23 protein-coding genes, 2 tRNA genes and 1 pseudogene are annotated in these 26192 nt (G+C 66.1%); 19 read left to right on the forward strand and 7 right to left on the reverse strand.

Annotation, left to right across the window (positions count from 1 at the left end; all coding sequences use genetic code 11):
* The 4 genes from CP557_RS00005 to CP557_RS00020 all read left to right on the forward strand — a co-directional run.
* A partial coding sequence (locus CP557_RS00005; RefSeq protein WP_097378010.1) for an MBL fold metallo-hydrolase occupies positions 1-636 on the forward strand: 636 nt, incomplete at its 5' end.
* Between the two features lie 244 nt (positions 637-880).
* Entirely contained in the window at positions 881-2380 is a 1500-nt protein-coding gene (locus tag CP557_RS00010) for a single-stranded DNA binding protein (RefSeq protein WP_097378011.1), read from the forward strand.
* A 65-nt stretch (positions 2381-2445) separates the two neighbouring features.
* Entirely contained in the window at positions 2446-2877 is a 432-nt protein-coding gene (locus tag CP557_RS00015) for a histone (RefSeq protein ID WP_097378012.1), read from the forward strand.
* Between the two features lie 4 nt (positions 2878-2881).
* Positions 2882-3910 (forward strand): histone deacetylase family protein, encoded by a 1029-nt coding sequence (locus tag CP557_RS00020; RefSeq protein ID WP_097378013.1) that lies wholly within the window; start codon positions 2882-2884, stop codon positions 3908-3910.
* A 119-nt stretch (positions 3911-4029) separates the two neighbouring features.
* On the opposite strand, the gene cca is transcribed toward CP557_RS00020, so the two are convergent.
* Positions 4030-5430: a CCA tRNA nucleotidyltransferase gene (cca, locus tag CP557_RS00025; protein WP_097378014.1), complete on the reverse strand. Its 1401-nt coding sequence runs from the start codon at positions 5428-5430 to the stop codon at positions 4030-4032.
* Between the two features lie 95 nt (positions 5431-5525).
* On the opposite strand from cca, the gene CP557_RS00030 reads away from it, so the two are divergent.
* From CP557_RS00030 to CP557_RS00085, 12 genes and pseudogenes are all read left to right on the forward strand, one after another.
* Positions 5526-5598, forward strand: a tRNA-Asn gene (locus CP557_RS00030).
* 223 nt (positions 5599-5821) lie between these two features.
* Positions 5822-6409, forward strand: a complete 588-nt coding sequence (locus CP557_RS00035; protein ID WP_097378015.1) for a MogA/MoaB family molybdenum cofactor biosynthesis protein — start codon at positions 5822-5824, stop codon at positions 6407-6409.
* A gap of 251 nt (positions 6410-6660) precedes the next feature.
* Positions 6661-8184, forward strand: a complete 1524-nt coding sequence (locus tag CP557_RS00040; protein ID WP_097378016.1) for an ABC transporter substrate-binding protein — start codon at positions 6661-6663, stop codon at positions 8182-8184.
* A gap of 85 nt (positions 8185-8269) precedes the next feature.
* On the forward strand, positions 8270-9211 hold the full coding sequence (nikB, locus tag CP557_RS00045) for a nickel ABC transporter permease (protein WP_097378017.1): 942 nt from the start codon (positions 8270-8272) through the stop codon (positions 9209-9211).
* A complete protein-coding gene (gene nikC, locus CP557_RS00050; RefSeq protein ID WP_097378018.1) occupies positions 9208-10122 on the forward strand; it encodes a nickel transporter permease in 915 nt (304 codons plus the stop codon). The genes nikB and nikC overlap by 4 nt, the downstream gene beginning before the upstream one ends.
* On the forward strand, positions 10115-12160 hold the full coding sequence (locus CP557_RS00055) for an ABC transporter ATP-binding protein (RefSeq protein ID WP_097378019.1): 2046 nt from the start codon (positions 10115-10117) through the stop codon (positions 12158-12160). The genes nikC and CP557_RS00055 overlap by 8 nt, the downstream gene beginning before the upstream one ends.
* A 309-nt stretch (positions 12161-12469) precedes the next feature.
* Positions 12470-12576 (forward strand) — tRNA-Ile (locus CP557_RS00060).
* A gap of 168 nt (positions 12577-12744) precedes the next feature.
* Positions 12745-12986 (forward strand): annotated as a pseudogene (locus CP557_RS22850) (DUF7563 family protein).
* Between the two features lie 580 nt (positions 12987-13566).
* Positions 13567-14436, forward strand: coding sequence for a DUF6920 family protein (locus CP557_RS00070; protein ID WP_245852841.1), 870 nt, complete (start codon positions 13567-13569; stop codon positions 14434-14436).
* A gap of 591 nt (positions 14437-15027) precedes the next feature.
* A complete protein-coding gene (locus tag CP557_RS00075) occupies positions 15028-16959 on the forward strand; it encodes a NosD domain-containing protein (RefSeq protein WP_245852842.1) in 1932 nt (643 codons plus the stop codon).
* Positions 16956-17693 carry an ABC transporter ATP-binding protein gene (locus CP557_RS00080; RefSeq protein WP_097381464.1) on the forward strand — a complete coding sequence of 246 codons (738 nt, stop codon included), beginning with the start codon at positions 16956-16958 and terminating at the stop codon, positions 17691-17693. Before CP557_RS00075 ends, CP557_RS00080 begins: the two co-directional genes overlap by 4 nt.
* Positions 17690-18586 (forward strand): ABC transporter permease, encoded by an 897-nt coding sequence (locus CP557_RS00085; protein WP_097378021.1) that lies wholly within the window; start codon positions 17690-17692, stop codon positions 18584-18586. Before CP557_RS00080 ends, CP557_RS00085 begins: the two co-directional genes overlap by 4 nt.
* A 101-nt stretch (positions 18587-18687) precedes the next feature.
* Here the strand turns inward: CP557_RS00085 and CP557_RS00090 are convergent, their stop codons facing one another.
* Entirely contained in the window at positions 18688-19278 is a 591-nt protein-coding gene (locus CP557_RS00090) for a nitrous oxide reductase accessory protein NosL (RefSeq protein WP_097378022.1), read from the reverse strand.
* 143 nt (positions 19279-19421) lie between these two features.
* Entirely contained in the window at positions 19422-19859 is a 438-nt protein-coding gene (locus tag CP557_RS00095; protein WP_097378023.1) for a hypothetical protein, read from the reverse strand.
* A 222-nt stretch (positions 19860-20081) separates the two neighbouring features.
* On the opposite strand from CP557_RS00095, the gene CP557_RS00100 reads away from it, so the two are divergent.
* The 3 genes from CP557_RS00100 (at position 20082) to CP557_RS00110 (ending at position 23712) form a co-directional block, all read left to right on the forward strand.
* Positions 20082-21260, forward strand: a complete 1179-nt coding sequence (locus tag CP557_RS00100; protein WP_097378024.1) for an aspartate kinase — start codon at positions 20082-20084, stop codon at positions 21258-21260.
* A gap of 267 nt (positions 21261-21527) precedes the next feature.
* On the forward strand, positions 21528-22160 hold the full coding sequence (locus CP557_RS00105; RefSeq protein WP_097378025.1) for a hypothetical protein: 633 nt from the start codon (positions 21528-21530) through the stop codon (positions 22158-22160).
* 172 nt (positions 22161-22332) lie between these two features.
* A complete protein-coding gene (locus CP557_RS00110; protein ID WP_097378026.1) occupies positions 22333-23712 on the forward strand; it encodes a tryptophanase in 1380 nt (459 codons plus the stop codon).
* A 24-nt stretch (positions 23713-23736) separates the two neighbouring features.
* Here CP557_RS00110 and CP557_RS00115 read toward each other — a convergent pair whose 3' ends face one another.
* The 4 genes from CP557_RS00115 to CP557_RS00130 all read right to left on the reverse strand — a co-directional run bounded on the left by CP557_RS00115 (position 23737) and on the right by CP557_RS00130 (position 26173).
* Complete coding sequence (locus CP557_RS00115) at positions 23737-24099, reverse strand: hypothetical protein (protein WP_097378027.1); 363 nt, start codon at positions 24097-24099, stop codon at positions 23737-23739.
* Between the two features lie 72 nt (positions 24100-24171).
* Positions 24172-24597 (reverse strand): GNAT family N-acetyltransferase, encoded by a 426-nt coding sequence (locus CP557_RS00120; RefSeq protein ID WP_097378028.1) that lies wholly within the window; start codon positions 24595-24597, stop codon positions 24172-24174.
* A 98-nt stretch (positions 24598-24695) separates the two neighbouring features.
* Positions 24696-24944, reverse strand: coding sequence for a ubiquitin-like small modifier protein SAMP2 (gene samp2 / locus CP557_RS00125; RefSeq protein WP_097378029.1), 249 nt, complete (start codon positions 24942-24944; stop codon positions 24696-24698).
* A gap of 128 nt (positions 24945-25072) precedes the next feature.
* Positions 25073-26173, reverse strand: coding sequence for a bactofilin family protein (locus CP557_RS00130; RefSeq protein ID WP_097378030.1), 1101 nt, complete (start codon positions 26171-26173; stop codon positions 25073-25075).
* Between the last annotated feature and the right edge of the window lie 19 nt (positions 26174-26192).

Here is a 26192-nt window from a genome sequence, read left to right on the forward strand (position 1 = left end):
ATGGAAGTCCACCACGTCACCGAGGACGCGGAGACGTTCACTTGCAACGCCTATCTGGCCGTCGGCGAGGACGGAACGGCGACGCTGGTCGACGCCGGCGCGGTCGAGGGCGTCGTCGACGAAATCAGCGAGCACACCGACGAGCTCGAGGCCGTCGTCATGACCCACCAACACGGCGACCACGTCGCCCAACTCGAAGCCGTCGTCGAGGCGTTCGATCCCGCCGTCTACGCCTACGCCGACCATCCGACGCGGACCCAGGCGATCGACGACGGCGACACCGTCACGGTCGGCGACGAGGAGTTCGAGGTCGTCTACACCCCGGGTCACGCCGACGATCACGTCTCGCTCGTCTCCGACTCGTCGCTGTTCTCCGGCGACGTCGTCGTCCACGACGACGGGGCCTTCGACTACGGCAGCTTCGGTCGCACGGACATGGCCGGCCAGTCCCGCGAGCGACTCATCGAGAGCATTCGGGACCTCCTCGAGCGCATGCCCGGCGAACGAAGCGGGGCTGCCGGCGTCGAGCACATGTACGCGGGCCACGGCGACGTCTTCCACGGCGACGTTCGCGACGTGGTGGAGACGGCACTCCAGCGCGCGGAGAAACGGGAGCCCAAGTATCCCGACGAGTAGTCGGGACTACCGAGCCCCCTCGTACCGATCGGACCACACTGACGTTTATCCGTCGTGGCGCGGCCAGCATCGTGTATGCTCTCCCACTGGCGTCTCGGCGACGCACGGTCACGGCGAAGCGTCTTTGCAGGATCGAGACCCCGAAATACGGCGTATAGAGTCGCCGTATCCCCCGAACGCGCCACAGCAACAGGACACCGAATGGATAACGCTTATGCGCGGGCTACCCATGCACGAGCCTAGAATGAGCGACATCGAGGGCGTATATGAGGACCTCGAGGCCGACGTTTCTCTCGAGGAGTTTCGCGAGGCCGTCGAGGCGAAAGTCGAGCAGATGGGTGGACTCGCGGACGAGGAGACGGCGGCGATGCTCGTCGCTCACGAAGTCGGCGAAAGCGAGGTCGGCGGTATCGCCGACATCGAGCCCGGCATGGAAGCGGCCAAGTTCGTCGCCAAAGTGATCTCGATCGGCGAGAAACGGACCTTCGAACGTGACGGCGAGGACGAGGACGGACAGGTCGTCAACGTCGAAGTGGCAGACGAGACCGGGTCGGTGCGGGCGGCCTTCTGGGACGACCACGCCGAGGCCGCCATCGAGGAACTCGAGGTGGGGCAGGTACTGCGGATCAAGGGCCGACCCAAGGAGGGATTCAGTGGCGTCGAGATCAGCGTCGACAACGTCGAACCCGATCCCGACACCGAGATCGAGGTACAGGTTTCGGATACGTACACCGTCGAGGACCTCTCGCTTGGCCTCTCGAACGTCAATCTCGTGGGCCTGCTTCTCGACACCGACAGCGTCCGCACCTTCGACCGCGACGACGGCTCCGAAGGGAAGGTTTCGAACCTCGTGCTCGGCGATTCGACCGGCCGCATCCGGGTCACGCTCTGGGACGAGCAGGCCGATCTGGCCACGGAACTCGAGGCGGGCACGACCGTCGAGGTGATCGACGGCTACGTCAAGGATCGCGACGGCAGCCTCGAACTCCACGTCGGCAATCGCGGTGCGGTCGAGGAAGTCGACGAGGACGTCGAGTACGTCCCCGAGAGCACCCCCATCGAAGACCTCGAGATCGATCAGGTCGTCGACATCGCGGGCGTCGTCCGCTCGGCGGATCCCAAGCGCACCTTCGACCGGGACGACGGCTCGGAGGGACAGGTCCGCAACATCCGCGTCCAGGACGCGACCGACGACATCCGCGTGGCCCTCTGGGGCGAGAAAGCCGACATCGGCGTGGGGCCGGGCGACGAGGTGGCGCTCGGCGACGTCGAAATCCAGGACGGCTGGCAGGACGACCTCGAGGCCTCCGCGGGGTGGCAGTCGACGATCACGGTGCTGGAATCCGAGTCCGCCGGCTCCGGGCGCAGCCAGGCGGATGCGGACGGCTCGAGCGACCAAAACGCGGGGCTGTCGGCGTTTGCCGGCGACGATGACGAGTCCGACGGGGGGATGACAGCGGACGGTCCGGGTTCGACCGACTCGACGGAATCGGCCAGCGAAACGAGCGAACCCACGGCCGAGACCGGCAACACCCCCAGCGGTGAGACCGGTGGGGACGACCCAGCCGACGGCGACGAACTCGAGTTCACCGGCGTCGTCGTCCAGGCGGGAGATCCGGTCGTCCTCGACGACGGCGAAACGACGATGAGCGTCGAGACCGACGTCGACGTCGGTCTCGGCGAGGAGGTAACCGCCCGAGGGATCGTCCACGATGGCCGTCTCGAGGCAAACGACGTGTTTTGACGCCGCGAGCAACCTCATCGCAGTCTAGGAAAAGCGTTAAGGGAGTTAGCTTCGCCTATCATGATATGAACGTCGAACTCCCGTTCGCCCCGGTGGATACGATCATCCGGCGGAACGCGGGCGATCTTCGGGTGAGTGCCGACGCGTCGAAGGAACTCGCTACACGGATTCAGGAACACGGGAGCGAACTCGCGATCGACGCCGCCGAAACGGCGACGACGGACGGACGCAAGACGTTGATGGCCGGCGATTTCGGCGTCGATCGGGTCGTCGACAAGGACGATCTCGAGCTCCCGGTTGCACCGGTCGACCGCATCGCCAGGTTGGAGATCGACGACCGATATCGCGTCTCGATGGACGCACGCATCGCGCTAGCCGATATCCTCGAGGACTACGCGGACAACGTCGCCCGAGCCGCCGCGATCCTCGCACACCACGCCGATCGGCGGACGATCACCGACGACGACATCGAGACGTACTTCTCGTTGTTCGAGTGAGCAAATGCAGTTCGGCTACAGCGAGCTCTGTCTCGCACACGATCCCGGTTCGCGCCATCCCGAGTCGCCGGACCGGCTACGGGCGATTCGGGAACGGCTGAAGAAAAAACACGGCGTCGAATACGTCGAATCCGACTCCTGCGAACTCGACACGATGGCGGCCGTCCACGAGCGGGCGTACCTCGAGTCCGTCCGGGAGTTCTGTGACGATGGCGGTGGAAGCTGGGATCCCGACACCACCGCCGTCGAAGAAACGTGGGACGCGGCCCGTCAAAGCGCCGGGCTCGCCTGCTGGGCCGCCGAACAGGCCCTCGGGGGGGCAACGGGACGAGAGACGCCGTTCTCGATCGGCCGCCCGCCGGGCCATCACGCGGTGTACGACAACGCCATGGGGTTTTGTTTCGTCAACAACGTCGCCGTCGCCGCCCAGCACGCGCTCGATCACGACGAGTACGACGTCGACAGTGTTGCGATCATCGACTGGGATGTCCACCACGGCAACGGGACGCAGGACATCTTCTACGATCGGGGCGACGTCTTCTTCGTCTCGCTCCACGAAAAGGAGCTCTATCCCGGCACCGGGGCGATCGACGAAATCGGGGACGGCGACGGTGAGGGGACGACGATGAACGTCCCGATGCCGGCAGGGACCGACGACGCCGAATACCTGGCCGCCCTCGAGGGACCGATCACTGCCGCACTGACCGACTTCGATCCCGACCTGCTGTTGATCAGCGCCGGCTTCGACGCCCACCGCCACGATCCGATCTCCCGGATTCGCCTCTCGACGGAGGCCTACGCCCTCATGAGCGACCGCGTCCGGTCCCTCGCCGACGACACCGACGCCGCGCTCGCGTTCGTTCTCGAGGGCGGCTACGGGCTGGACGTACTCGCCGACAGCGTGGCCATTGTCCACGAAACGTTCGACGGTCGCGAGCCGATCGAACCCGGCGACGAACTCGGCGACAACACGGAATCCGTCCTCGAAGACGTCCTTGAGGCCCACGATCTCGAGTCGGATCTGGGCGACTGATACGGTCTGCTGTACCGATTTATCGGCGTAACACTGTCTTGCGGTTACACCGTCACTGACGTCCAGCAGACCGTATGGACGGGTAGAACCGGTCGACTCGGACCGCGTGGCCGGCCAGTTCAGGGACGCGGGTCGAAGTAGGCCGCGAGCTCCGTTCCGAACGTTTCTAAGAGGGGAGTGACCTCGTCGTCGAGCAGTACTTCGTAGCCGTCCTCGAGTGCGGTCTCGACGTGTGCGCCGAGCCCCACGTCGAACAGGCGATCGCTCTCGAGAAACGCGCGAGCGGTGGTGAACGCCCGCTCGCGCTCGGTTACGTATCGGCCGTCCTCGATGAAGGGACCGTAGGCCTCGGCATCGTCGGCGTAGGTGTCGTAGAACCCCTCGGCGTGGTCACGAACGTGAACCGGTGGCCCCGCGTGGCGTTCGACCGCGGGGCGCTCGCTGACCGCGAGTTCGGCGAAGACGACGGCGGTCTCGTCCGCGATCGCCGTCGCTCGGAAGACGTCGAACCCGCGATCGTCCAGCCCCTGCGTGATTCCCGTCACCGATTTCTGTAGCTGCGGGTAGAGCTGATCCTCGACGAGGTCGGGCGCGTCGAACCGGATCGCAACGGCGGTGGTGCCCCGGCGCGCGAGGTGTGCGAGCAGTTCGGATTCGGACAGGGGGGCAGGCTCGTCGGGTTCGAAGAGATCGAACCGGGGCGTTTCGAGGAACTCGCGGGCGTAGTGTTGGAACCGGGCGACGTTCTCCGGCGAGCAGACGGCCGCGACGTTGCGCTCGGGATCAGTCGGATCGATGACCACGAGCGGATCGTCGAACGTCGTGTTGCCGTGGGCCTCGGGATCGAGTTCGACCGGCGGCTGCCAGTCGGCCGCGGCCTCGAGTAGCGCTCGAACGCCGCCGTACTCGCAGACGAGCAGTTCGGTCAGATAGCCGCTGAAGCCACGCGTTCGGAGATCGCTGCCGTAGACGCCGATTCCGGTGAGGAACTGCTTGGCAACGCGGACGTCGCCCGCGAGGTCGTCGTCGAGTCGCTGTTGCAGGTACCGGGTGTGGAACGGCGTCCGGTCGACGGCCGATCGGATCTCGGTGGCCGACGCGAGTCGGAAACAGGGGACGACGTCGATGTCGAATCCCTCGACCGTTCCCTTGACGTACGGATGTTCGGCGTACTCCTCGTGCCCCTCCGGGAGGGTCGCGTGGCCGACCTCGAGGCCGTACTCCTCGAGCGTTTCGCGATCGAGTTCCGGCGGGAATCGGACGAAGATGTCGATGTCGCGATCGCCGCTGATCCAGGTGTCGCGTGCGGTCGAGCCGACCTGCAACACGTCGGCGTCGGAACACAGCGCCGTCGCCGCGGTTTCGGCCCGATCCATGAGCCGGTCGGCGACCTCGCGGAGGCGTCTCCGTTCGTCCTCGTCGGGCGTGACCCGCGCCCGAACCTCGGCGACGACGTGTTCGACGTCTCGATTCCCGTCTCTCTTGGCGGGTTCGTTGCCGTCGGCGTCCTCCTCGCTCATCGGGTAGGGGTACTCGAGCAGTGCGTGAAAGGGTGTCGAACCCGATGCAGGCAAAACGAAAGCCCTATCAAATGCACCCGGCTATCACAGGATGAGCCGAAGTAGCTCAGATGGTAGAGCACCTCGCTGTTAACGAGGTTGTCCCAGGTTCGAGTCCTGGCTTCGGCGCTTCTTCGAAATTCACGGTCACGGGAGAGCCGTCCTCGATTGATTCTCGATACCGGATCCCACGGCAAAGCCGCCCGTCGTCGGCCGCACGGCCGTAGAAGCGCTTTCTGGATCGTCGACACCCGTTGCGATAACGGGACTGTCGGTCGTTCGGACTGTCCGGCAGCCGATCTGCTGCCGTTCGGGGGAGGGATTAATCGTCTTCCGGCAGTGACGTGCGTACATGTCCAGTGATAGCGACGACCGACGAAGTACCGACGACCACGGCCACGACATCATCGACCCACTCTCCGTCGGCATCGTCACCGTCTCGAGTTCGCGGGCGGGCGAGGACGATCCCGACGACCCCGGTGGGGATACCATTCAGGCGTGTTTCGAAGCCGAGGGCCACGAGGTCCAGGAACGACTGCTGGTCCGGGACGACTACTCGTCGATCCGGACCGCGGTCCGGGGGCTGGTCGCGCGCCGGGATATCGACGTCGTCTGTACCACCGGCGGTACCGGCGTCACCGCCGACGACGTCTCACCGGAGGCGACGTCCGCACTGTTCGAGCGCGAGTTGCCCGGGTTCGGCGAGCTGTTCCGATCGCTCTCGTGGGAGGAGGTCGGCACGCGGGCGATGGCCTCGCGCGCGACGGCGGGAATCGCCGTCGATACGCCGGTCTTCTGTCTCCCCGGAAGCAAAAGCGCCTGTGAGACCGCCTGCACGGAACTGATCGTCCCCGAGACCCCACATCTCGCCGGACTGGCGACGCGTCACCGTTCGAACGGAACCGATCGGTCACTGGACGAGTACGGAACCGGGGACTGAGCGATTCTCCTGCCCGATCTTTTGTTTCTGGATCGTTCCGGTCGCTCGTGAGTGTCGCCTTCGATCGATGCCAAGCGACAGCTCCGATCGATTCGAACCGTTACTAAAATAAAGTTTCACTTGTACAATCTCACTTGTGAAACACACGAATCACGTAGACGGACCCGTTCGTTGCGAGACGATCGGGAACGAGGCAGGAGACGGATCGGACGGGGAATCACCGGCAGCCGCGTGTCGAGAGCGGTGATAGTATGCCTGAGAGTCATTCGAGACGGCGCGTTCTCGGGAGCATCGGCGTCGGTATCGGTTCGATTGCGGGTTGTCTCGGCGGTTCGTCCGACGGTGCCGAAGTGACGGTTGCTCGCCCTGAGACGTCACAGGACGGTAACTGGGGCGTCTACGGCGGCGTCATCCCATACTACACCGAGGTGTTCGAGCCGCTCGTCCGAGCGAGCGCCGAGATGAAACCGGAACCGCTGCTCGCGACCGACTGGAAACGGACGGACGAGTACACGTGGCGGTTCGACCTCCGCGAGGACGTGACGTTTCACAACGGTGCGGAGTTGACGGCCGAGACCGTCGTCTCGTCGTTCGAAGCGCTGATCGACCACCACGAAGCGACTGGCTGGATCAACGTCGAACCCGACGGTGTGCGGGCACTCGCCGACCATGCCGTCGCGTTCGAGACGACCGAACCGTTTCCGACGTTTCCGGGATCGATCTCACACAGCTACTTCGGGATCGTCCATCCCGACACGGACGAGGACGAGAGCGCCGCGATCGGGACGGGACCGTTTCGCCTCGCGGACCGCGACGGCGACGACGTGACGCTCGTCCCCTACGACGACCACTGGCGCACCACCCCAACCGTCGATCGACTCCGGTTCGAGGTCGTCAGCGATGCGACCACCCGCACCAAGGCGCTCGAGGGAGCGGCTGCCGATATCGCTCTCGACCCGCCACGCAGCGCCGTTTCCCAACTCGAGACGGCAGCAGGGACGACCGTGTCGACCCAGCGAGCACCCCACGCCTGCTTCGGGGCAGTAAACATCTACGCGGAACCGACCGACGACAGGACGTTCCGGCGGGGGCTCGCCCACGCCATCGACCAGGAACGGCTCGTCGACACTGTCCTCGAGGGGATCGGAGATCCCGCCCGCGGCCCCATCTCGCCGGAGATCCCGTGGGCCGTCCACGACGACCTTCCGACACATGGGCCCGACCGTGACCGGGCCCGCGAGCTCGTCGCGGACTCGGCGTACACCGGCGAGACGCTCGAACTCTTGATCGATGGCGACGAGCCGGACGATCGGACCGTCGCCGAGCGGCTCCAGCACGTGTTCGACGAGATCGGCGTCGACAGCGAGATTACCAGCGCCGAATCGGCGGCGTTCAGGGAGCGGTTCGTCGGCGGCGAGGCCCACGTCACGATCGTCTCGTTTGGGTCGAACAGCGCCGCGTCGGACTACCTCATCCGGGCGATGTTCCACTCGCTGGGCAGTGACAACCGCGATCTGTACGAACGAGAGGGAACCGGCGTAATGAACCCCGGTCCGGAGGTCGATCGGCTCATCGAGGACGGCTACCAGGCGGACTCGTCCGAAGCGAAACGCGAGGCCTACGGTGCAGTCCAGCGACGCATCGTCGACGACGCAGTCGTGCTCCCGCTGTACTATCGCGAGTACGTGCTTGCCCACGAGACCGACATCGTCGCACCGGAACTCCACCCGATCGACAAACTGATCGACTTCACCGAGAGCGAACGGAGGCAGTAACGATGGAACGACTGGGTTTCGACACCACCACCGCGACGGCAACCGAGCCCGAGTGCCGTCGCACCATCAGCGATCCACACACACCATGAGCTACCTGCTACGGCGAATCGCGAGTTCCGTCGTCGTCTTACTCGGCGTTACGGTCCTCACGTTCGGATTAACCCATCTGACCCCTGGCGACCCGGCACGGACGATACTCGCCGAACGACACGGCCGTCAGCCCTCCGAACAGTCGGTCGCGGAGTTTCGTGCCGAACAGGGACTGGACGAACCGATCCCGCTCCAGTACATCGACTGGCTCGGGAACGTCGTGCGCGGTGATCTCGGTCGATCGTACTACGGCGACGGTACTGTCCTCGAGTTGCTGGTCGAGCACCTCCCGAACACGGCCGAACTCGCCGGCGTGTCGATTCTCGTCGCCGTCGTCATTGCGGTCCCGGTCGGCACCCTCAGTGCCGTCTATCGAGGGACCTGGATCGATTATCTCGGCCAGATCGCCGCCCTGGTCGGCGTCTCGATGCCGAATTTCTGGCTCGGCTACCTCCTCATTATCGGCGTCGCGCTCCGACTCGAGTTCGTCCCCGTTTACGGGGCCGGGACGCTCGCCCATCTCGTGTTGCCGGCGCTGACGCTCGGGAGCGGGATGGCCGCGCTCCTCACACGACTCGTCCGCTCGTCACTGCTCGAGACACTCGCGGAGCCGTACGTCGACGCGGCTCGCAGCCGGGGACTTGCCGAACGCGGTGTCGTGGTCGCCCACGCGCTTCGGACCGCCCTCTTGCCAGTCGTGACGATGGTCGGACTCCAGTTGGGCTCCGTCTTGGGCGGTGCCGTCGTCGTCGAAGTGGTGTTCCAGCGACCCGGTCTCGGCACGCTAGTGGTCGATGCCGTCTTCGCTCGCGACTATCCGATCGTTCAGGGGGCCACGCTCGTGGTCGGCGTCACCTTCGTCATCGTCAACCTGTTGACCGATCTCGCGTACCGCCGTCTCGATCCCCGCGTCTCGTTGCAGGGTGATCGCACGTGAGCGCACTCGAGACCCACCGCTCGAGCGTCTCGGCGTGGCTCGATCGTCCGACAGTTCGTGCGCTCCGGCGGAACCCGTCGGCGGTCGTCGGCGCGGTCGTCGTCGGCACGCTCGCCCTCCTCGCGATCGTCGGGCCGGTTCTCGTTCCGTCCGATCCGAACGCACAGCAACTCGCCGCTCGGCTGCAGGGGCCGTCGCTTGCCCATCCCCTCGGCACCGATCAGCTCGGCCGCGACGTCGCCACCAGGCTCCTCTATGGTGCCCGCGTCACGCTCGGTATCGCCCTCCTCGTTACGGCGGTCAGGCTCTCGATCGGCGTCACCGTCGGTCTCGTCGCGGGCTACTGTGGTGGCCGGATCGACGAGGCGTTGATGCGGCTGGTCGATATCCTGCTCGCTTTCCCCGGCATCGTCCTCGCGCTCGTCGTCGCCGGCGTGCTCGGGCCGAGTCTCACGAACCTCGCGCTCGCGCTCGCCACCGTCGGCTGGACGCGCTACGCCCGCATCGTCCGTTCGAGCGTCCTCGAGTTACGGGAGCGACCGTTCGTCGCGGCCTCGCGGCTGACCGGTGCGCCACGTCGGCGCGTGCTCCGCCGCCACGTCCTGCCGAACGTCGCCGGTCCGGTCGTGGTGTTGGCGACGCTCGATCTCGGCGGCGTCATCCTCTCGGCTGCCGGCCTGTCTTTCCTCGGGCTCGGAGCACAGCCGCCAACGCCCGAGTGGGGGACCATGCTCTCGACCGGTCGCCACCACTTGCGGGAGGCGTCGTGGCTGGTCAACGCGCCCGGACTGGCGATCGTCCTCGCAGTGCTTGGCACGAACCTGTTGGGTGATGGCCTGCGGGACGCGCTCGATCCAGCCGATCGGACCGACTCCCGGGACGTTCGAACGGAAGTGAACCGCCATGAGTGAGCCGCTGCTCGATGTCTCGGACCTGCGCGTGCGGTTCGATACCGATACCGAGACGGTCCGTGCCGTCGACGGGCTCTCACTGTCGGTCGCGCCCGGCGAGATCGTCGGGCTCGTTGGCGAGAGCGGCTGTGGCAAATCAGCGGCCGTGCGCGCGATCGCCGGCCTCCACGGCGACGCGGCACGCGTCGACGGGTCCGTCACGTTCGACGGCACCGATCTGCGCGCGCTCCCGGCCGAGCGTCGCCGCCGCATCCGCGCGACCAGGCTCTCGACGGTCTTTCAGGATCCCTCGGCGACGTTGACGCCAACGCGGAGCGTCCGATTCCACCTCGAGGAGGCGTTGCGGCTCGCCGACCGTCCCGAGGACCGCTCGCTCCGAGGGGCGCTGGGGCTCGATCCACGCGACTGGGGTGGGGCTGGTCGTTCCCGTCGCGAACGCGCGCTCGAACTCCTCGACCAAGTGGACCTCGACGATCCCGACTACCTCGAGCGCTATCCACACGAGTTGAGCGGCGGTGAGGCCCAGCGCGTCTCCATCGCCGTCGCGCTCGCGTCCGATCCCGACCTGTTGCTCGCCGACGAACCGACGACGGCACTGGACGCAACGACGCGGACGGCCGTTCTCGAGTTGCTCGCGGAACTCGTTTCCCAGCGGGACCTGGCGACGCTGCTCGTCAGTCACGACCTGCAACTCGTCGGCGAGTACTGTGACCGGGTCGTGGTTGCGTACGCCGGCACGGCGATGGAAGCCGGCCCCGCAGACCGCGTGCTCACGGCTCCACGCCACCCGTACACGCGGTTACTGCTCTCCTGTAGGATAGACGGAACGCCCCCAGGTGAGCGGCTTCCGACCATCGACGGGACGGTACCGGACCCGACTGTCGAGTCGGCCGGGTGCCCGTTCGCGCCCCGCTGTCCTCATGCGACCGATACCTGCCAAACGACGGCCCTTCCGACGGTCGATATCGAGACCGACGGTCGGGTCCACTGTCGCGAACGCACGGCGATCGAGGCCGCAACTGGAGGGCCACTCACTGGGTCGCCCTCGGCTGCTGACGCCGGCCGAGACCGCTCTCGGCCGACCGAACCGTCCGCTGGGAGGGCAGCCACTGCCGCTGGGGACCGCTCTCAGCCACCGAATCCGCGCTCCTCCGCGTCGAGTTCGCCGTCGACCTTCGGCAACGAGACGACCGATCACGAGGGGCCACTCCTCGAACTTCGGGACGTCTCCAAGCGGTATCCGGCCGACGACTCGTGGCTCTCGCGCCTGCGTGGCCACGAACGATACGTCCAGGCCGTCGACGACGTTTCGCTCACCGTCCGTCGCGGCGAAACCCTCGGCCTCGTCGGCGAAAGCGGTGCGGGGAAGTCGACCGTCATCGATCTGATCACCGGCCTCGAGTCCCCGACGGCCGGGACGATCAAGTTCGATGGCGACCCCATCGGGACAGTCGACGATCGGTCACAGGAGCACCTCGCCGCCGTCGGTCGACTCTTCCAGCACCCACGCTCGAGTCTCGATCCCCGACAGCGTGTCCGGACGGCGATCGAAGAACCGCTTCGCGAGGCTGACTGGAGTCGGGAGCGACGACGCCAACGGATTGCCGCATTGCTCTCCCTCGTCGGACTCGACGACCGCCACGCCGACCGCCGACCCCACCAACTGTCCGGCGGCCAGTGCCAGCGCGTTGCCCTCGCGCGCGCGATCTCGCTCGAGCCGTCCGTGGTCGTCCTCGACGAGCCGACGGCCGCACTGGACGTCTCCGTTCGCGCGCAGGTATGCAACCTGCTACTCGACCTGCAGGCACGGCTCGACTGTGCGTTCGTACTCGTCAGCCACGATCTCGCCGTCGTCCGCCACCTCGCCGATCGAATCGCCGTGATGTGCGATGGCCGCATCGTCGAGTCGAACTCAGCAGAGCGACTCCGTACCGATCCCGAGCGTGCCGCGACCAAGCGACTCCTCTCGGCAGCGAGCGGACTCACCTCCTCCGAACCCGACTCGTCCGACGATTCCCGTGGGTTCCCCGAGGTCTGACTGCAACCGACCCACTCGCTGCCCCGGTTTCGCTCGTGATCCCGACCACGCCGTCGCAGTACTCCGACGCCATCGTCGACGACTTCCAGGCACACTGCGTCGCGGAACGTCGACTCCAGTAGCCACTGCAACGAGTGGCACACTGAGCACACCGCTGTCGTGCGATCAGATGGACACTACCGCTCAGGCGCGACTATACGACCCCCCCCGAATGACTAGCCGAGCCACGGAGCGACTGCTCGAGTCGGTCGACTCGAGCGCAACGGAGAGTAAGGGTTAACTATATTCCATGGTTTCCCCCAAGTGCAGGGGCCCTTAGCTCAGTCTGGTAAGAGCGCTCGGCTCATAACACGATCTGACCGAGTGAGATCGTGTGAGACACCGAGTGGTCGATGGTTCGAATCCGTCAGGGCCCATCCGCAACAAACCCGAAGCGTGGCCGAATCCTATTCGGCTACGGAAGTCCATCTAAACGGGTCAAAACGGTTGTTCTCTACTCCGAACGCTCCAGCCTCTGAACCGGAACCGAACCAGCGACTGGTTCCGGGTCGCCGCAGTCATGCGAAATTAGTAGCCGAAACGGGGTGGTCGGCGTGACGGTCGCTCCCTGGCCGTCGGTCGACAACACAACGTACGAACACCGTGATACCCACGTCACTGGCCGATTCTGCCGTGTCTTCGGTGACGACGATCGCGCTCATCGGTGTGGCGATTGCGATAGCTACGCATGACCGAGTCACGGATCCGCAGCTGGCGTCGACGTTTTGGTGCGGTTCCGGGCCCAGAAACATCACCCGGTCGTCACGGAGGGGAAGCCGATGCATAGCGGGTTCGTCCCGGCGAGTCGGCTGTACGACGTCGAGAAACGGAACGAACCGGAATTCAGTAACACCCGCGAGAAGGGAGGGGGTGAGTTACGTACGACAGCGTTTGACAACGCTCGAAAAAGGGCATCGCTTCCACTGGAGAACGGCGATCGCAGAGCGAACCCGTTCGACGAGAACGGTGGGTTGCGACGAGTCGCCTCGTCGAACCGACGAGCGCGAGCGGTGTGGCGATCACCCGATTCCGATGTCGTTGTGGGTAACGGTCGTCGCGGCAGTAGGCGACCCGGTCATCCCAAGACTGTCATGAACGGCTCACGGCCGGGAAATCAGCTTGCCGCGGGCGTTATCCCCCCCCGTAATCGCGGCTACAGTTGCATCGACAACTACTGTCGGGACTGATTCGCCGGTGACCGTCGTCGGGCCGAATCTCGTCCCACAGCCTGTGATCGCGGTCGGTTGGGTGACTGTGCGCCGGTGATTCACCCTCGAGAGAGTAGCCCACAACTCGTAGCGTCGTTCTCACCGATTCGACGACTGTCAGTAGAATACTCTTTATCTGCCGGCCGTTGACCTGTGGCTATGTATCACGTCCGTGTTCTCAAACGTCTTCTCAGTGCAGCCGTCGCTCTCCTCGTCGTCGGTCTCGTCGGCACCGTCTGGCGGCAGCGTGAGACGGCCCGGCGCGTGGACGAACTCCATCAGCCTGCGAACATCGGGCGCGAAGCGATGTTCACCGAAGACGACCTAGAAGGCTTACCCGACCCCGTCCGCGCGTACCTGGCCAGCGCACTTCGCGAGGGACAACCCCACGTCGACTCGGTCCGTCTCGAGCAGACCGGCAAATTGCGCCTGGGTGACGCGTCGTCACCGTGGAAGTCGTTCACTGCGACACAGCACGTCACCGTAGATCCGCCGGGGTTCTATTGGGACGCATCAATCAAACTCGCCCCGCTCCTCTCGTTGCGCGTCCGTGACCTGTTCTGTGACTGGGCGGGCACTGCGAGCGTGTCCCTGTTCGGCGTCATTCCGCTCGACGGGGCCGACTCGAGTCCCGAGTTGGAAGAAGCAGAATTGATGCGCTATCTCGCCGAGGCCGTCTGGTATCCGACCGCGCTCCTTCCCACAGCGGGCGTCGAGTGGGAGTCGATCGACGACAGTACGGCGAACGCGACCCTCGAAGACGGGGACGTGTCCGCCACCCTCACGTTCTCGTTCAACGAGGACGACGAGGTAACCAGGGTCCACGCAGATCGGTATCGGCGCGTGGACGACGGGTACGAGCAGACGCCCTGGTCCGGCTACTGGCGGAACTACGAGACGCGGAACGGCGTGCGTGTGCCGACGGAGGGGGAGGTCGTCTGGCAGCTTCCAGACGGCGACGTGCACGCGTGGCAGGGACGGGTCACGGACATCCAGTACGACGAACGTCTCTCCCGTCGTGAACGATGACTGCCTTCGTCTGCATTTGAGACCGTACAATGACCACGTCCTCGTCACCGACACTGTACGGGTGTCGACGAGACCATCCGTCCCCTTGAGGGGGGATGTGGCCTCCATCGGGTGAACCGCACTCGAGTTCGTGACGTTTCTGGTGGCACCCGTCGTGCTTGGGACGATGATATCGGCCTTCTGAAAGCTTCGGCTCGTCGTCGAGCCGTGGGCTGGCGTCTCCGCTCGACTGCTCGCGTTGGCGCAGGAGGGTCCCGATCCGAGTCGTGTGCTCGTCCGACTCGATGGGACAGTTGCGTGGGTTGGTCTCGCCGTCCTCAGTGGACTGCTTCCGCTGTACAGTGCGATTCGGCGTCACCGGTTCGCCGTCGCTTCTGTCGGCCGTCCGTTGAGGGGCCGTCCTCGCTATCTGGTGGGCCCGCACGTTTTGGCTGTTCTCAGTCTGCCTCAAGCAAGCGTTTGCACAATTCCGAGCCAACGGTGTGGCGGAAGCGGTCGTCGATGCCCCTTCCCCCATGTGTGAACGCAGACACATGTTCGTTCGAGATGAGAACCAGATGGTATATTTCTCGCAGGGACCAACCGTCGAACGTGCCCGTCCGCTCTCGTAATACGATATTTCTGGGACTTCTCGTCGTCGTCGTGCTGGCCAGCGTCGGGTTGTTCGCCGCCGATGTCGGGTCGACGACGCCCGATCCCGTCGCGTTCGACGAGACGGTGCCGGTCGGCCTCACGCTCGAGGCCGAGTACGCGCTCGGCGACGACGTCGCGCTCCCTCGCGCACAGGTGTTCTACTCGCAGTACCAGTACGTCGTCGGCTACTACGGCGTCGAAACGTTCGTCGAAGATCGGCGCGGGCCGGACCACGAACAGCGGTTCGGCCACTCGCTGGCGGTGTACGTCACCGACTACGGCGGGACGGGCATCGAGTTGACCGACGAGGGGTATCCGGTCACGGATCGATCGCCCGGCTGGATCGAGGCCGAAGCGGCGTGGTACGTCGTCGACAGCGACGCACGAACGCCCGCCGGGGACACCGTCGTCTCGTTCGCCGATCGCGACGAGGCGGCAGCGTTCGCCCAGACCCACGGCGGTACGCTCCACGCGTGGGACTCGCTGCTCGAGGTCCCCTTCGAGAGCGACGACGCGAGCATCGCTCGCGAGCGCGTCGACGACCGGCGCGACCTGGCCGACGAGCGGGTCGAAGCGGCTGCGGGAGCCACGGAACGGCCGACATCGGTTGTCGTCGGTGAAGACGCGGACACGATCCAGGCGGCGATCGACGACGCGCCGGCGAACACCACCGTCGTCGTCCCGGAGGGGACCTACGCGGAGACGATCGAGATCGATCGTCCGATCACGCTCGCCGGCGAGGGGAACGCGACGATCCGCGGTGACGGCAACAGCACCGTCATCACCGTCACGACCGATCGGGCGGCGATCCTGGGGCTCGATATCGAGGGCGTCGGAAACAAGACGAGGGACGCCGAGGAACTCCCCGTCGAGATGGACGACGAGGCCTGGGACGCGACCTTCACGAAGTACTACGCCGGCACCGACGCCGGAATCGGGGCCTATACCGCCGAGGGCCTCCTGGTCGAGGACGTCCGAATCGACACCCCGGCGAGCGGGATCATCACGTACGACAGCACGGATGCCGTCATCCGGAACGTCACGGTAACGGGGACCGACGACCCGACCGAGGGACTCGCCGGCATGCTGTTGTACCACTCGCCGGTCGTCGTCGAGAACTCGACGGTCCTGGGCAGCAGGAACGGCATCTACCTGTATCGGTCCCCGACCGCAGTCGTTCGCTCGAACGAGATCGAGGGGAACAAGCTCGGCGTCCACGTGATGCACACGAACGACGCCCTGATCGCGGACAACGAGCTTCGTGGCCAGGAGCACACCGGGATCTATATCATGACCGGGCCCGTTCGAAACGCGGTCGTCGGGAACACGGTCCGGGACACGGGGTACGCTCTCACTACTGGCGGGAGCGATACCTACATCGCATCGAACCTCCTCACGGACTCCGACATCGGGCTTCTCGTCGGCTCGACCGCGTCGATCTACGAGGACAACGTGATCGCCGGCAACGACCTGGGGACGGAGGTTTTCTCTCTGCTCCCGACGAACCGCGTCGTCGGGAACGACTTCGTCGGGAACGACGCACACGCCGACGTGCGGTCAGGGCCGCTCCGGGTCTGGAGCGACGGCGACACCGGAAACTACTGGCAGGGTAGTGCCACCGTCGCCGACGGTGACCGGGCCGACCTGTCGTATGCCCCTACGGATGCCGTCGACGGGCGCTTGCACCGGACGGACGGTGCACCGACGCTCGTCCGGGCACCCGCGCTCAGGGCCCTCGGCGGACTCGAGGGCTCGGTCCCCGGGATGCGAACCGGCAGTATCGTCGACCAGGCACCGACCTGCGAGCCGAACAACCCGGACCTGCTCGAGCGCACCGAGTGGGCCGACGACGCCTGGACATGCTACGAGACGACACGGACGACCCCATGACTGACACACTACCGATACTCGAGGCGATCGACATCGATCACGACTACGGCGCGGTCTCCGTCCTGCGGAACGTCTCCGCGACCCTCCGTCGCGGAACCGTGACCGCGCTGATCGGCCCGAACGGCTCCGGCAAGACGACGTTGATTCGATCGCTCGCCGGCCTCCACGAGCCGACCGCGGGCGAGATCGCGTACCACGGACCCGAGACAGCACGACGGATCGGCTACTTGCCCCAACACCCCGCGTTCCGTCCCGGGTTCACGACGCTCGAGACGCTGCAGTTCTACGCGTCGCTCGTCGGTGCCGACGAAACCGTTGCGATGACTCACCTGGATCGGGTCGGCCTCGCGGACGCAGCCGATCGACCGGTCGAAGCGCTTTCCGGCGGTATGACGCGGTTGCTCGGCATCGCGCAGGCGACGATCGGCGATCCTCCGGTGGTCGTCCTCGATGAACCCGGCAGCGGGCTGGACCCGGGGATGAGCATGCACGTCTTCGACGTCGCGGCGGACCTCGCCGACGACGGGATCGCGGTCCTGTTGAGTTCCCACGACCTGGAACTCGTCGAACGGGCCGCCGATCGGGTGCTGGTACTCTCCGACGGACGGATCGTACGGCAGGGCGTGATCGCGGACCTGCAGGACGAGTTCGACGTCGACTCGCTGTGGTCGGTCTACGAGACCGCCATCGGCGGCGATCTCGACACCGTCCGGGTTCAGGGTGAGCGCGCATGAGCGGTGAACTCGGGACCTCGGAACCCCAGTCGGCCGTCCGCGAGGAGGCGAGCGAGACCGATCGCTCGCGGCCGACGGCACCCGACTCGAAACACCTCCTCGCGACGATCGTCGCTCGAGAGCTCCGAACGATCCGTCGGAACCGGACGTTCCTCGTGCTCGGGATCGCGTTCGCTGCCGTCCTGCTGGGGGTCGCCTGGGTCGGCGGGAGCGTGCGGGCCGGCTACGTCCCGACCCTGGTCGACCTGCTCACGCCGCTGGAGTTGCTCGTTCCAGTGGTCGCCGTCGCATTCGGGTATCGCGCCATCCTCGGCGACGAGCAACGCGGCGAACTCGACGTGCTGGAGACCTACCCCGTCTCGAACCGCGAGATCGTCCTCGGCGTCTACGTCGGGCGGGCGATCGGCCTCCTCGTCACCATCGTCGTCCCGCTGGCGGTCGTCGCCGCCGCGGTGGCTCGCTCCGAGGACGACGCGCTGTCGATGTACGCGTCACACTCGGGCGCTGACTCCCCGATCCTGTTTGCTCGCTTCATCGTCCTGACGGTGCTGTTCGCGCTGGCGGTGCTCGCCGTCGCGATCGCGATCTCCGCGGCGGTCAGCGGGACGCGAAGCGCGCTCGCGCTGGCGGTCGTCGCGCTCGTCGTCCTGCTGGTCGGGTTCGACCTGGCGATCGCGTTCGGGGTGTCGGCCGGCGCGATCGGCGACGCGGAACTCGTCTACTCGCTCGCGCTTAGCCCGCTCAGCGCCTATCGGGGACTCGTCTTCGACAGTGCGATCGTCGTCGCGGCGGGGACTGGGCCGGCGGTCGCCTCGCCGATCGCGAGCCTGGCGAGTCTCGCCGGCTGGACGATCGGTTCCCTCGGGTTCGCGGCGTGGGTACTGAACCGGTGACGTTCTGCAAAGAGTCAGTCGTTTCGAGTTCTAGTTCCGATCGGTGGCTCCATCCCGTCCCCGACAGCTTCGATCGCGCTCCCGGCGTGGGCGGTGGAGCGTTACATCATCGACATGACGAGCTCCTGCGTGATCTCGTCGTGATCATAGCTGTCGCCGCCGTGTTCCTCCTGGAACGCCGCGGCGTCGTCGCCGTCGCTGAACGGAACGAGCGAGTCTCCCATCGCACCGCCCACGTCGCTGCCGGCGATCAAGGTGAGCCCCGATCGGTCCCCGAACCCGTCGGCGTCGAGGTGGCGGGAGATCACGGGGCCGTCGTCGCCCTCCTCGATGTCGTACTCGAGCGTCGAGTAGTCCGTGAGGTAGCTGACCGTGGGATCGACGTCCTGCTTGAAGGTGAACGCGTACGTACACAGCGAGCTACAGAACTGGGCCGGCCGATCCTCCTCGAGCACTGCCGTCGGATCCTCGTAGTGTGCCTGCCCGGCCGGGCCGGGGTGGTTCCCGACGATCATCGTACAGTTGTCACACCCCCGATCGTCGGCGATACTGATCGGCGCTGGAACGTCTGCCGTCTCGTCCCCACCGAGGCAGCCGGCGATCGATCCGAGCGCGCCACCCCCGACGGCGCCCAGCACGGTTCGACGAGTCGGTCTTCGATCGGTAGCGAACGCCGAAGTCGGTTCGTCCATACCGGATCTTGGAAGTACCCGAGTAAACCAGATTTGGTCCGATTCACGAAACGGCGGCCGATTCGCCCTCCAGAGGGCGAATCGGCCGCGGATCGACTCGGGTGGCGACCGACTCCGTCCGGGATTGGGGTCCGAAGACCGTCCTATGGCTCGAGTCGAAATCGAACCGTCGGGGAGCCGTCGAACTGTGGGCCGCGGCCGCGTCGCTCGAATCCCAGCTCTCGAGCAGCGTTCTCGATGGGGGTGGCGTCCTGTGACGCCAGTAGTTCGACGGCCATCGACTCCCGTTCGGCGAACCGGACGGGTTCGGCCAGCAACCGTTTGCAGGCCTCGCTCGTTCCGTCGAGTTGGGTGACGTGGACGGTGTCCTCGCGAGCGTCGAAGCTAATGAACCCGAGGAGGTCCTCCGGATCGGAGCCGTCGTATTGCGAGCCCGATACGTCCGCGTTCGGGTCGTGCGTCCCGTCCTCGGCGACCCGTACCGTCCGATCGTGGACGAGATTTCGCATCACGTCCGTCGGGGAGTCCGCGATCGACGCGAGGGCGTTGGCATCGGCCTCGAGTGCGTCCCGTACGTTCATCGACGTATGGTAATGGCGCGCACAACAATAAACCCCGGTCGCGGATCGTTGGCTCGACCCGGTCGGCCCGAACCGATGGGGTGCTTGCATTCGAGTCACGGGAGCGTCGGATCAAGCGAGTCCTAAAAACGCGACCGATGGGACACAGTTATCTGCACGCTCTGGTAACTGACCGAGTATGAGTCACACCACCGTCACGCACGCGGGCAGTGAGGTGTCAGCATGCGCGTCGTAGCCAAGTTCGGCGGAACGAGCCTCGGTAGCGGCGACCGGATCAACCGTGCCGCGGATTCGATCGCTGCGGCCGTCGAGGACGGCCACGAGATCGCCGTCGTCGCGAGCGCGATGGGATCGACCACCGACGATCTGCTCGAGGAGATCAGCTTCGAGACGGACGAAGCCGATCGCGCCCAGATCGTCAGCATGGGCGAGCGGACGTCGGTTCGGATGCTCAAGGCCGCGCTGTCGGCTCGGGGCATCGACGCGATGTTCCTCGAGCCCGGAAGCGATCAGTGGCCCGTCGTCACCGACGAGTACGGCGAGGTCAACGTCGAGGAGACCCAGAAACGCGCACAGGAGGTCGCCGCGGAACTCGACGGGACGGTGCCGGTTATCACCGGCTTTCTAGCGGAGGGACCGGATGGCTCGATCACGACGCTGGGCCGGGGCGGCAGCGACACGACGGCGGTCATGATGGGCAAGTACATGGACGCCGACGAGGTCGTCATCGTGACCGACGTCGAGGGCGTCATGACCGGGGATCCCCACGTCGTCGAAGGTGCCCGCAACGTCGGCGAGATTTCCGTCGACGAACTCCGAAACCTCTCGTTTCGGGGCGCTGAGGTCGTCGCGCCCTCGGCACTGTCGTACAAAGACGGGAAACTCGACGTTCGTGTCGTCCACTACCAGCACGGCGATCTGCTGTCGGGCGGGACGAGCATCGAGGGCGAGTTCAGAAACCTCGTCGACCTGCGCGAGCGGCCACTGGCCTGCCTGACCGTCGCCGGTCGAGCCATTCGAAATCAGCCCGGTATCTTCAATCACCTCTCGGAAGCGCTCGCCGAAAGCGACATCAACGTTGACGCCGTCGCCAGCGGAATGGACACGGTCACGTTCTACATCGACGAGGAAGAAGCCGAACGTGCCGAGAACATCCTCCACCGCGAGGTCATCGCCCGCGACGAACTCTCGAGCGTCACCGTCGACTCGCCGATCGCCGTCATCCGGGTGACCGGCGGGGAGCTCCCAAACCAGCCGGGAATCATCAGCGAGATCGTCAACCCCCTCGCCGAGGCCCGCATTCATCTCCAGGACATCATCACGAGCGCGACCAGCGTCGCCCTCTTCGTCGACTGGGACGACCGCGAGGAAACCCTCGAGCTAACCCAGAACCTGTTCTAGCTCGAGCGATCCTGTTCGGTTCGTCTCACGCACTCCCGCGGGAATCGGCCTCTATAGTAGCAACTGAAAGTCATTGCACACCTGATCACACGACAGCGTTGCGATCAGTGTGTAAATCGTTTCAGTTGCTACTATAGTTTCGGCCCGGCGAATTCGGATTACAGCCGCCCCTACCAATCTATTACTTTCGTAGCCACCGGAGTATTCGATCGTTAATACTCTGGTAGCCGAACCGTAACGAAGGGGGAGAACGGTGCAGACGGGAGCATGAGTACCGATCCGACAGTAACAGATGTTTTCGAGGGCATCGATCCCGATCCCGACGCCGTCCTCGCCGAGTTCGGCGTCGACTCGACCGACGACCTCCTCGAGGACGATGCCGGCGCTCACGATCCGATCCCGGACGACGCGGTCGATGTCGACGACACGACGGCGACCGAACTGTTCGCCGACCTCGCAACCGTCGAGACGGCAGAGGCGACCGGTACGGACGGTGAGACGCCGGCGTCGAACGTCACGGACACCGATTCCAACGGAATGGGGGGAGTCAACGAGGCCGACGGCGGCACCCCGACGTGCGCGGACCTCGAGTTCGAGTTCATCGGCGACGCCGACGTGACCGTCCGGGCCGACGGCGAGGTGATCGACGCTACTGCGGCCGAACTCGGTGCGCTCACCGCAACCGATTCGAGCGAACCCGTCCCCGCCGACTCGAGCGAGCCCGACGACCGCGTCGAATCGAGCGAGCCCGACGCCGGCCCGACCCATGGCACTGCGCCGGCCAGGACACTCACCATCCGCGACGAGCGTCTCGAGGCCCTGGAACTCGTCGGCCCCGAGCCGACGAGGGAGCGGATCGCCGAGGACACCTTCGGCGGCGTCGGGATCGACACGCGCTGAGGTGGCGGACGTGAGCGACCCTGCCCGTACTGTGCCACCGTCAGACCCATTGGCGAGTTGCCCACCGATTCCGTCCATCGATGCGCCGATCCGTCCGGCGGGGGCCGTCTCGAGTCATCGACGCTCACAACCTCTCAGCTAGACTGAACACGCTGGACGGCATCGATCGGGTATGGTCGCCTACAAGTCGAAAGTCGTCGAACCGATCCACCTACCATCGAAAGAACGGCGAACGAAGGCGCTCGAGGAGGCCGGATACAACGCGTTCAATCTTCCCGCTGACGACGTTTTCATAGATCTTTTGACGGATAGTGGGACGGGGGCGATGAGCGACGACCAGTGGGCCGCGTTGCTCCAGGGTGACGAGGCCTACGCCGGCTCGGCGAGCTTCGGCCGCCTCGAATCAGCGGTTGCGGACGTGATGGGGTTCGACCGTGTGGTGCCGGCCCACCAGGGTCGCGGTGCCGAGAACGTTCTCTACGGCAGCCTGCTCTCCGAAGGCGACGTCGCGCTCAACAACACCCACTTCGATACGACGCGAGCGCACGTCTCGAATCAAGGCGCCGATCCGGTCGACTGTCCGGTTCCGGGAGCCCACGATCCGGCGACGGACGAGCCGTTCAAGGGTGACTTCTCGCTCGAGCGAGCCCGCACGGTCGTCGACGAGGTCGGGGCGGAACGCGTCCCGCTGGTTATCCTGACGATCACGAACAACTCGACGGCGGGCCAGCCGGTCAGCGTTTCGAACACCCGTCGCGTCCGGGCGTTCGCCGACGAGATCGACGCCACGTTCGTGATCGACGCCTGTCGCTTCGCGGAGAACGCCTACTTCGTGACGCGACGCGAGGACGAGTTCGCGGACGCGACGGTCGCCGAGGTGGCACGCGAGCAACTCGGGCTCGCGGACGCGATCGTCATGAGCGGGAAGAAAGACGGGTTGGCGAACGTCGGCGGCTTCGTCGCGACCGACGACGAGGCCCTCTTCGAGCGGTGTAAACAGCGTGCGATCCTCTACGAGGGGTTCCCCACGTACGGCGGCATGGCCGGGCGAGACGTCGCCGCGATGGCGGTCGGTCTGCGCGAAGCCGTCGAGGAGGCGTACATCGAGGACCGGGTCGAACAGGTCCGCGAACTCGGCGCGATGCTCGAGGAGGCCGGACTCCCGGTGTACACGCCGATCGGCGGGCACGCGGTCTACCTCGACGCGGGGGCGACCTTTCCGGACATCCCGGCCGAGCGGTTCCCGGGACAGGTACTGGTCTGCGAACTGTATCGGGAAGGGGGTGTCAGGGGCGTCGAACTCGGGAGTTTCGCGTTCCCCGAGACCGACCGGCCGGAACTGGTCCGACTCGCGGTTCCGCGCCGGACCTACCACCGGGAACACTTCGAGCACGTCGTCGAGACGGCCGAAGCCGTCCTCGAGAACCGCCACGAGGTGTCGGGACTCGAGATCGTCTCGAACCCCGCAGTCCCGGAACTCCGCCACTTTTCGGCGTCGCTCGAGCCGCTTTCGACCGATGCCCCACCCGCCGTCGACGCGGAATCCGACTGAGAAAGGGGCGCGACCGACGGCGAGTTACCGGCTCGAGAAAACGCTGCGCGCTCGCTCTCGAACCGTCTCCGGTTCGGGCTCGGACTGCCCGAATCGCCGCTTCGCGAGCGTTTGCAGCCCCTTCGAGGTCGCTTCGGAGGTTAGTACGTCGGCCGCCCAGTCGGGGACCTGGGACTCGAGTTCCTGCCGTTTTTGTGCCTTCATCTTGCTGAACCGGTGGAGCGCGACCCCGACGCCGAGGAACAGCCCGGCGTCGACCAGCTCGCGTCGGAACCGCTCGCGGTCGTTGCGGACCGCGATCGCTTTCACCAGCGAGAGAGCGCCGATCGCCAGATAGACCTTCGAACTCTTCGACGGATCGCCGCTGAGCATCCGTTGGAGCGCCATGCGACGACACGTACCACGTTCACGTCGGATAAAACTGCGCTGGCAGGCGACGGGTCCCCATGTGTGGGGTCGTCAGACGCGTCCGGCCGTCACCGCCACGCCGCGGTGGCGCTGCTCGTCGATCGGCTCGATCGAAAATCCCAGCCGCTCGTAGAACGGCCTGACGCCGTCGTCGAATCGCGCCGTGAGACGCCCCTCTCGTTCGAGCGCCCGCTCGATTAGCGCCGAGCCGATCCCGCGGCCCCGATGCCGACGACGGACGCCGATCGCCCCGACGTGGGCCCCCCGCTCGTTCTCGAGGGGCTCGAGGACGGCGGTCCCGAGGATTCGTTCGCTCCCGTCGGTGTCCGCACTCGCCGCCGTCCCGCGCCGATCGCCCGCCAGGAAGACGTCGCCGTCGTCGATCCGCCGTTCGACGTCGCCGAGCTCGAGCATCGCGCCATCGAGGATGCGCCGGACCTCGAGGGCGTCGTCGGAAGTCGCCGTGCGGACGAACATTCACACCGACGTTGGGCGGCGTGGCTCAACAACGCGTCGGTCCCGCCCGATCGAAACGGTGTGGGATCGGCTTTCGGGGCGGCGAGACGACGGTCGGCTCACCCCCAGGAGCCGCCCTTGATGAGGCGCAACACCGTCACGTGGTCGCTCTCGACGGGCTGATCTTCGGGCACTGGCCGGCCGTCGACGAGGACACTCACCTCGTGGGGACTCAACTCGACCTCGCGGAGGAGGTCCGCGTAGGTCGGCGTCGTGGCGCTGCCGCCGTCGCGGTCGGCACCGCCGGCCACCGCCTCGAGGTCGAGTTCGTAGGTGTCTTCGCCCTTGATATCGACGGTGACGCGCATAGGTCACGGTAACGAGACGATCGTCTTGAGAGCATCGCTCCCGGCTAGTGGCGGCCCAAGCCTACACTGCTGAGCGAAATCATGCGGTGGGTTCCGATTTCGCTCAGCAGTCGACGCTTGGGACGGTACTAATCCGCGGTCGGTTCGTCGCTGTCGGGCCCGGCTGGGCGTTGCTGGTCCCGGTTTCGAGCGCTGCGCCAGTTGCCCACTAGCCCACGAACGAGCGCACCCAGTCCCAGCAACAGGACGACCAGATTGATCGCCCCGCCGACGACGGGGATCGGAAGCCGGGAGAGGAGGGCACCGGCGACTAGTCCGAGGACGAGCGCGAGCCAGCGGTTCCCGACGCCCAGCAGCGAGAGGAGCCACGCGGCGACGGCGAACCGGCCGTAGATCGTCCCGACCCACAACAGCAGTCCGAACACGAAGCCACCGATCAACGACAGCGGGATGCCGACGACCGTGATCGCGAGCGCGATCAGAACCACGGGAATGCCCACGAACACGCCCAGCCCGACCAGTCCGGAGCGCAGGGGGCCGGCTGCGACGCGGTCGGCGACGCCGTCGGAGAACCGCGGAAACAGTGCGAGCAACACGGCCCCGAGCAGCAGGTTCACCGCCAGGACGTAGGCCGCGAACAGCCACGACGCAAACGGGTGAATCGTCGGCGCGACGTCGACCCCGAGCGAGGCGTCCTCCTGGATCTCGCCCGCGACCGCGTCGGTGTTCCCCTGGAGATCGCCGTCGTAGCGCAGATCGCCGGCGATTGCGGCGGTTTCGCCCAGTCGAATCGTTTCGGCCCCGATTTCGGCGTCGCCCTCGAGCGTCCCGTCGATCGTCGCGCTCCCGACGCCGGCCATGAGGGTGCCGCCGACGGTCCCGCTCTCGGTGACCGTGAGGCTCCCTGCGCCGACCTCGACGTCGCCGTCGACGGTCCCGGCGATCGTGACGCTCCCGCCAGCGGCCTCGAGGTTACCCCCGACCTCACCGGTTCGTTCGATCCGTACGTCGCCCCCGACGGCACTCACGTCGCCGGTGACGGTTCCACGGACGACGACGCTCCCGCCGAAGGCCTCGAGGTTGTCGACCGTTTCACCCTCCTCGACGACGACCGTGCCGCCGGTCTGACCGTTCGTTTGGGCGACAGCCGTCGCCGGGACGGTACCGCAGACGACGAGCGCGACCAGTAGGCAGACGACGACTCGCGATAGCGCATCATGCTCGAGCATCACGGGTAGTACTTCCTCG

The organism is Natrinema ejinorense, from assembly GCF_002494345.1.
In the GTDB taxonomy this organism is placed as follows: Archaea; Halobacteriota; Halobacteria; order Halobacteriales; family Natrialbaceae; genus Natrinema; species Natrinema longum.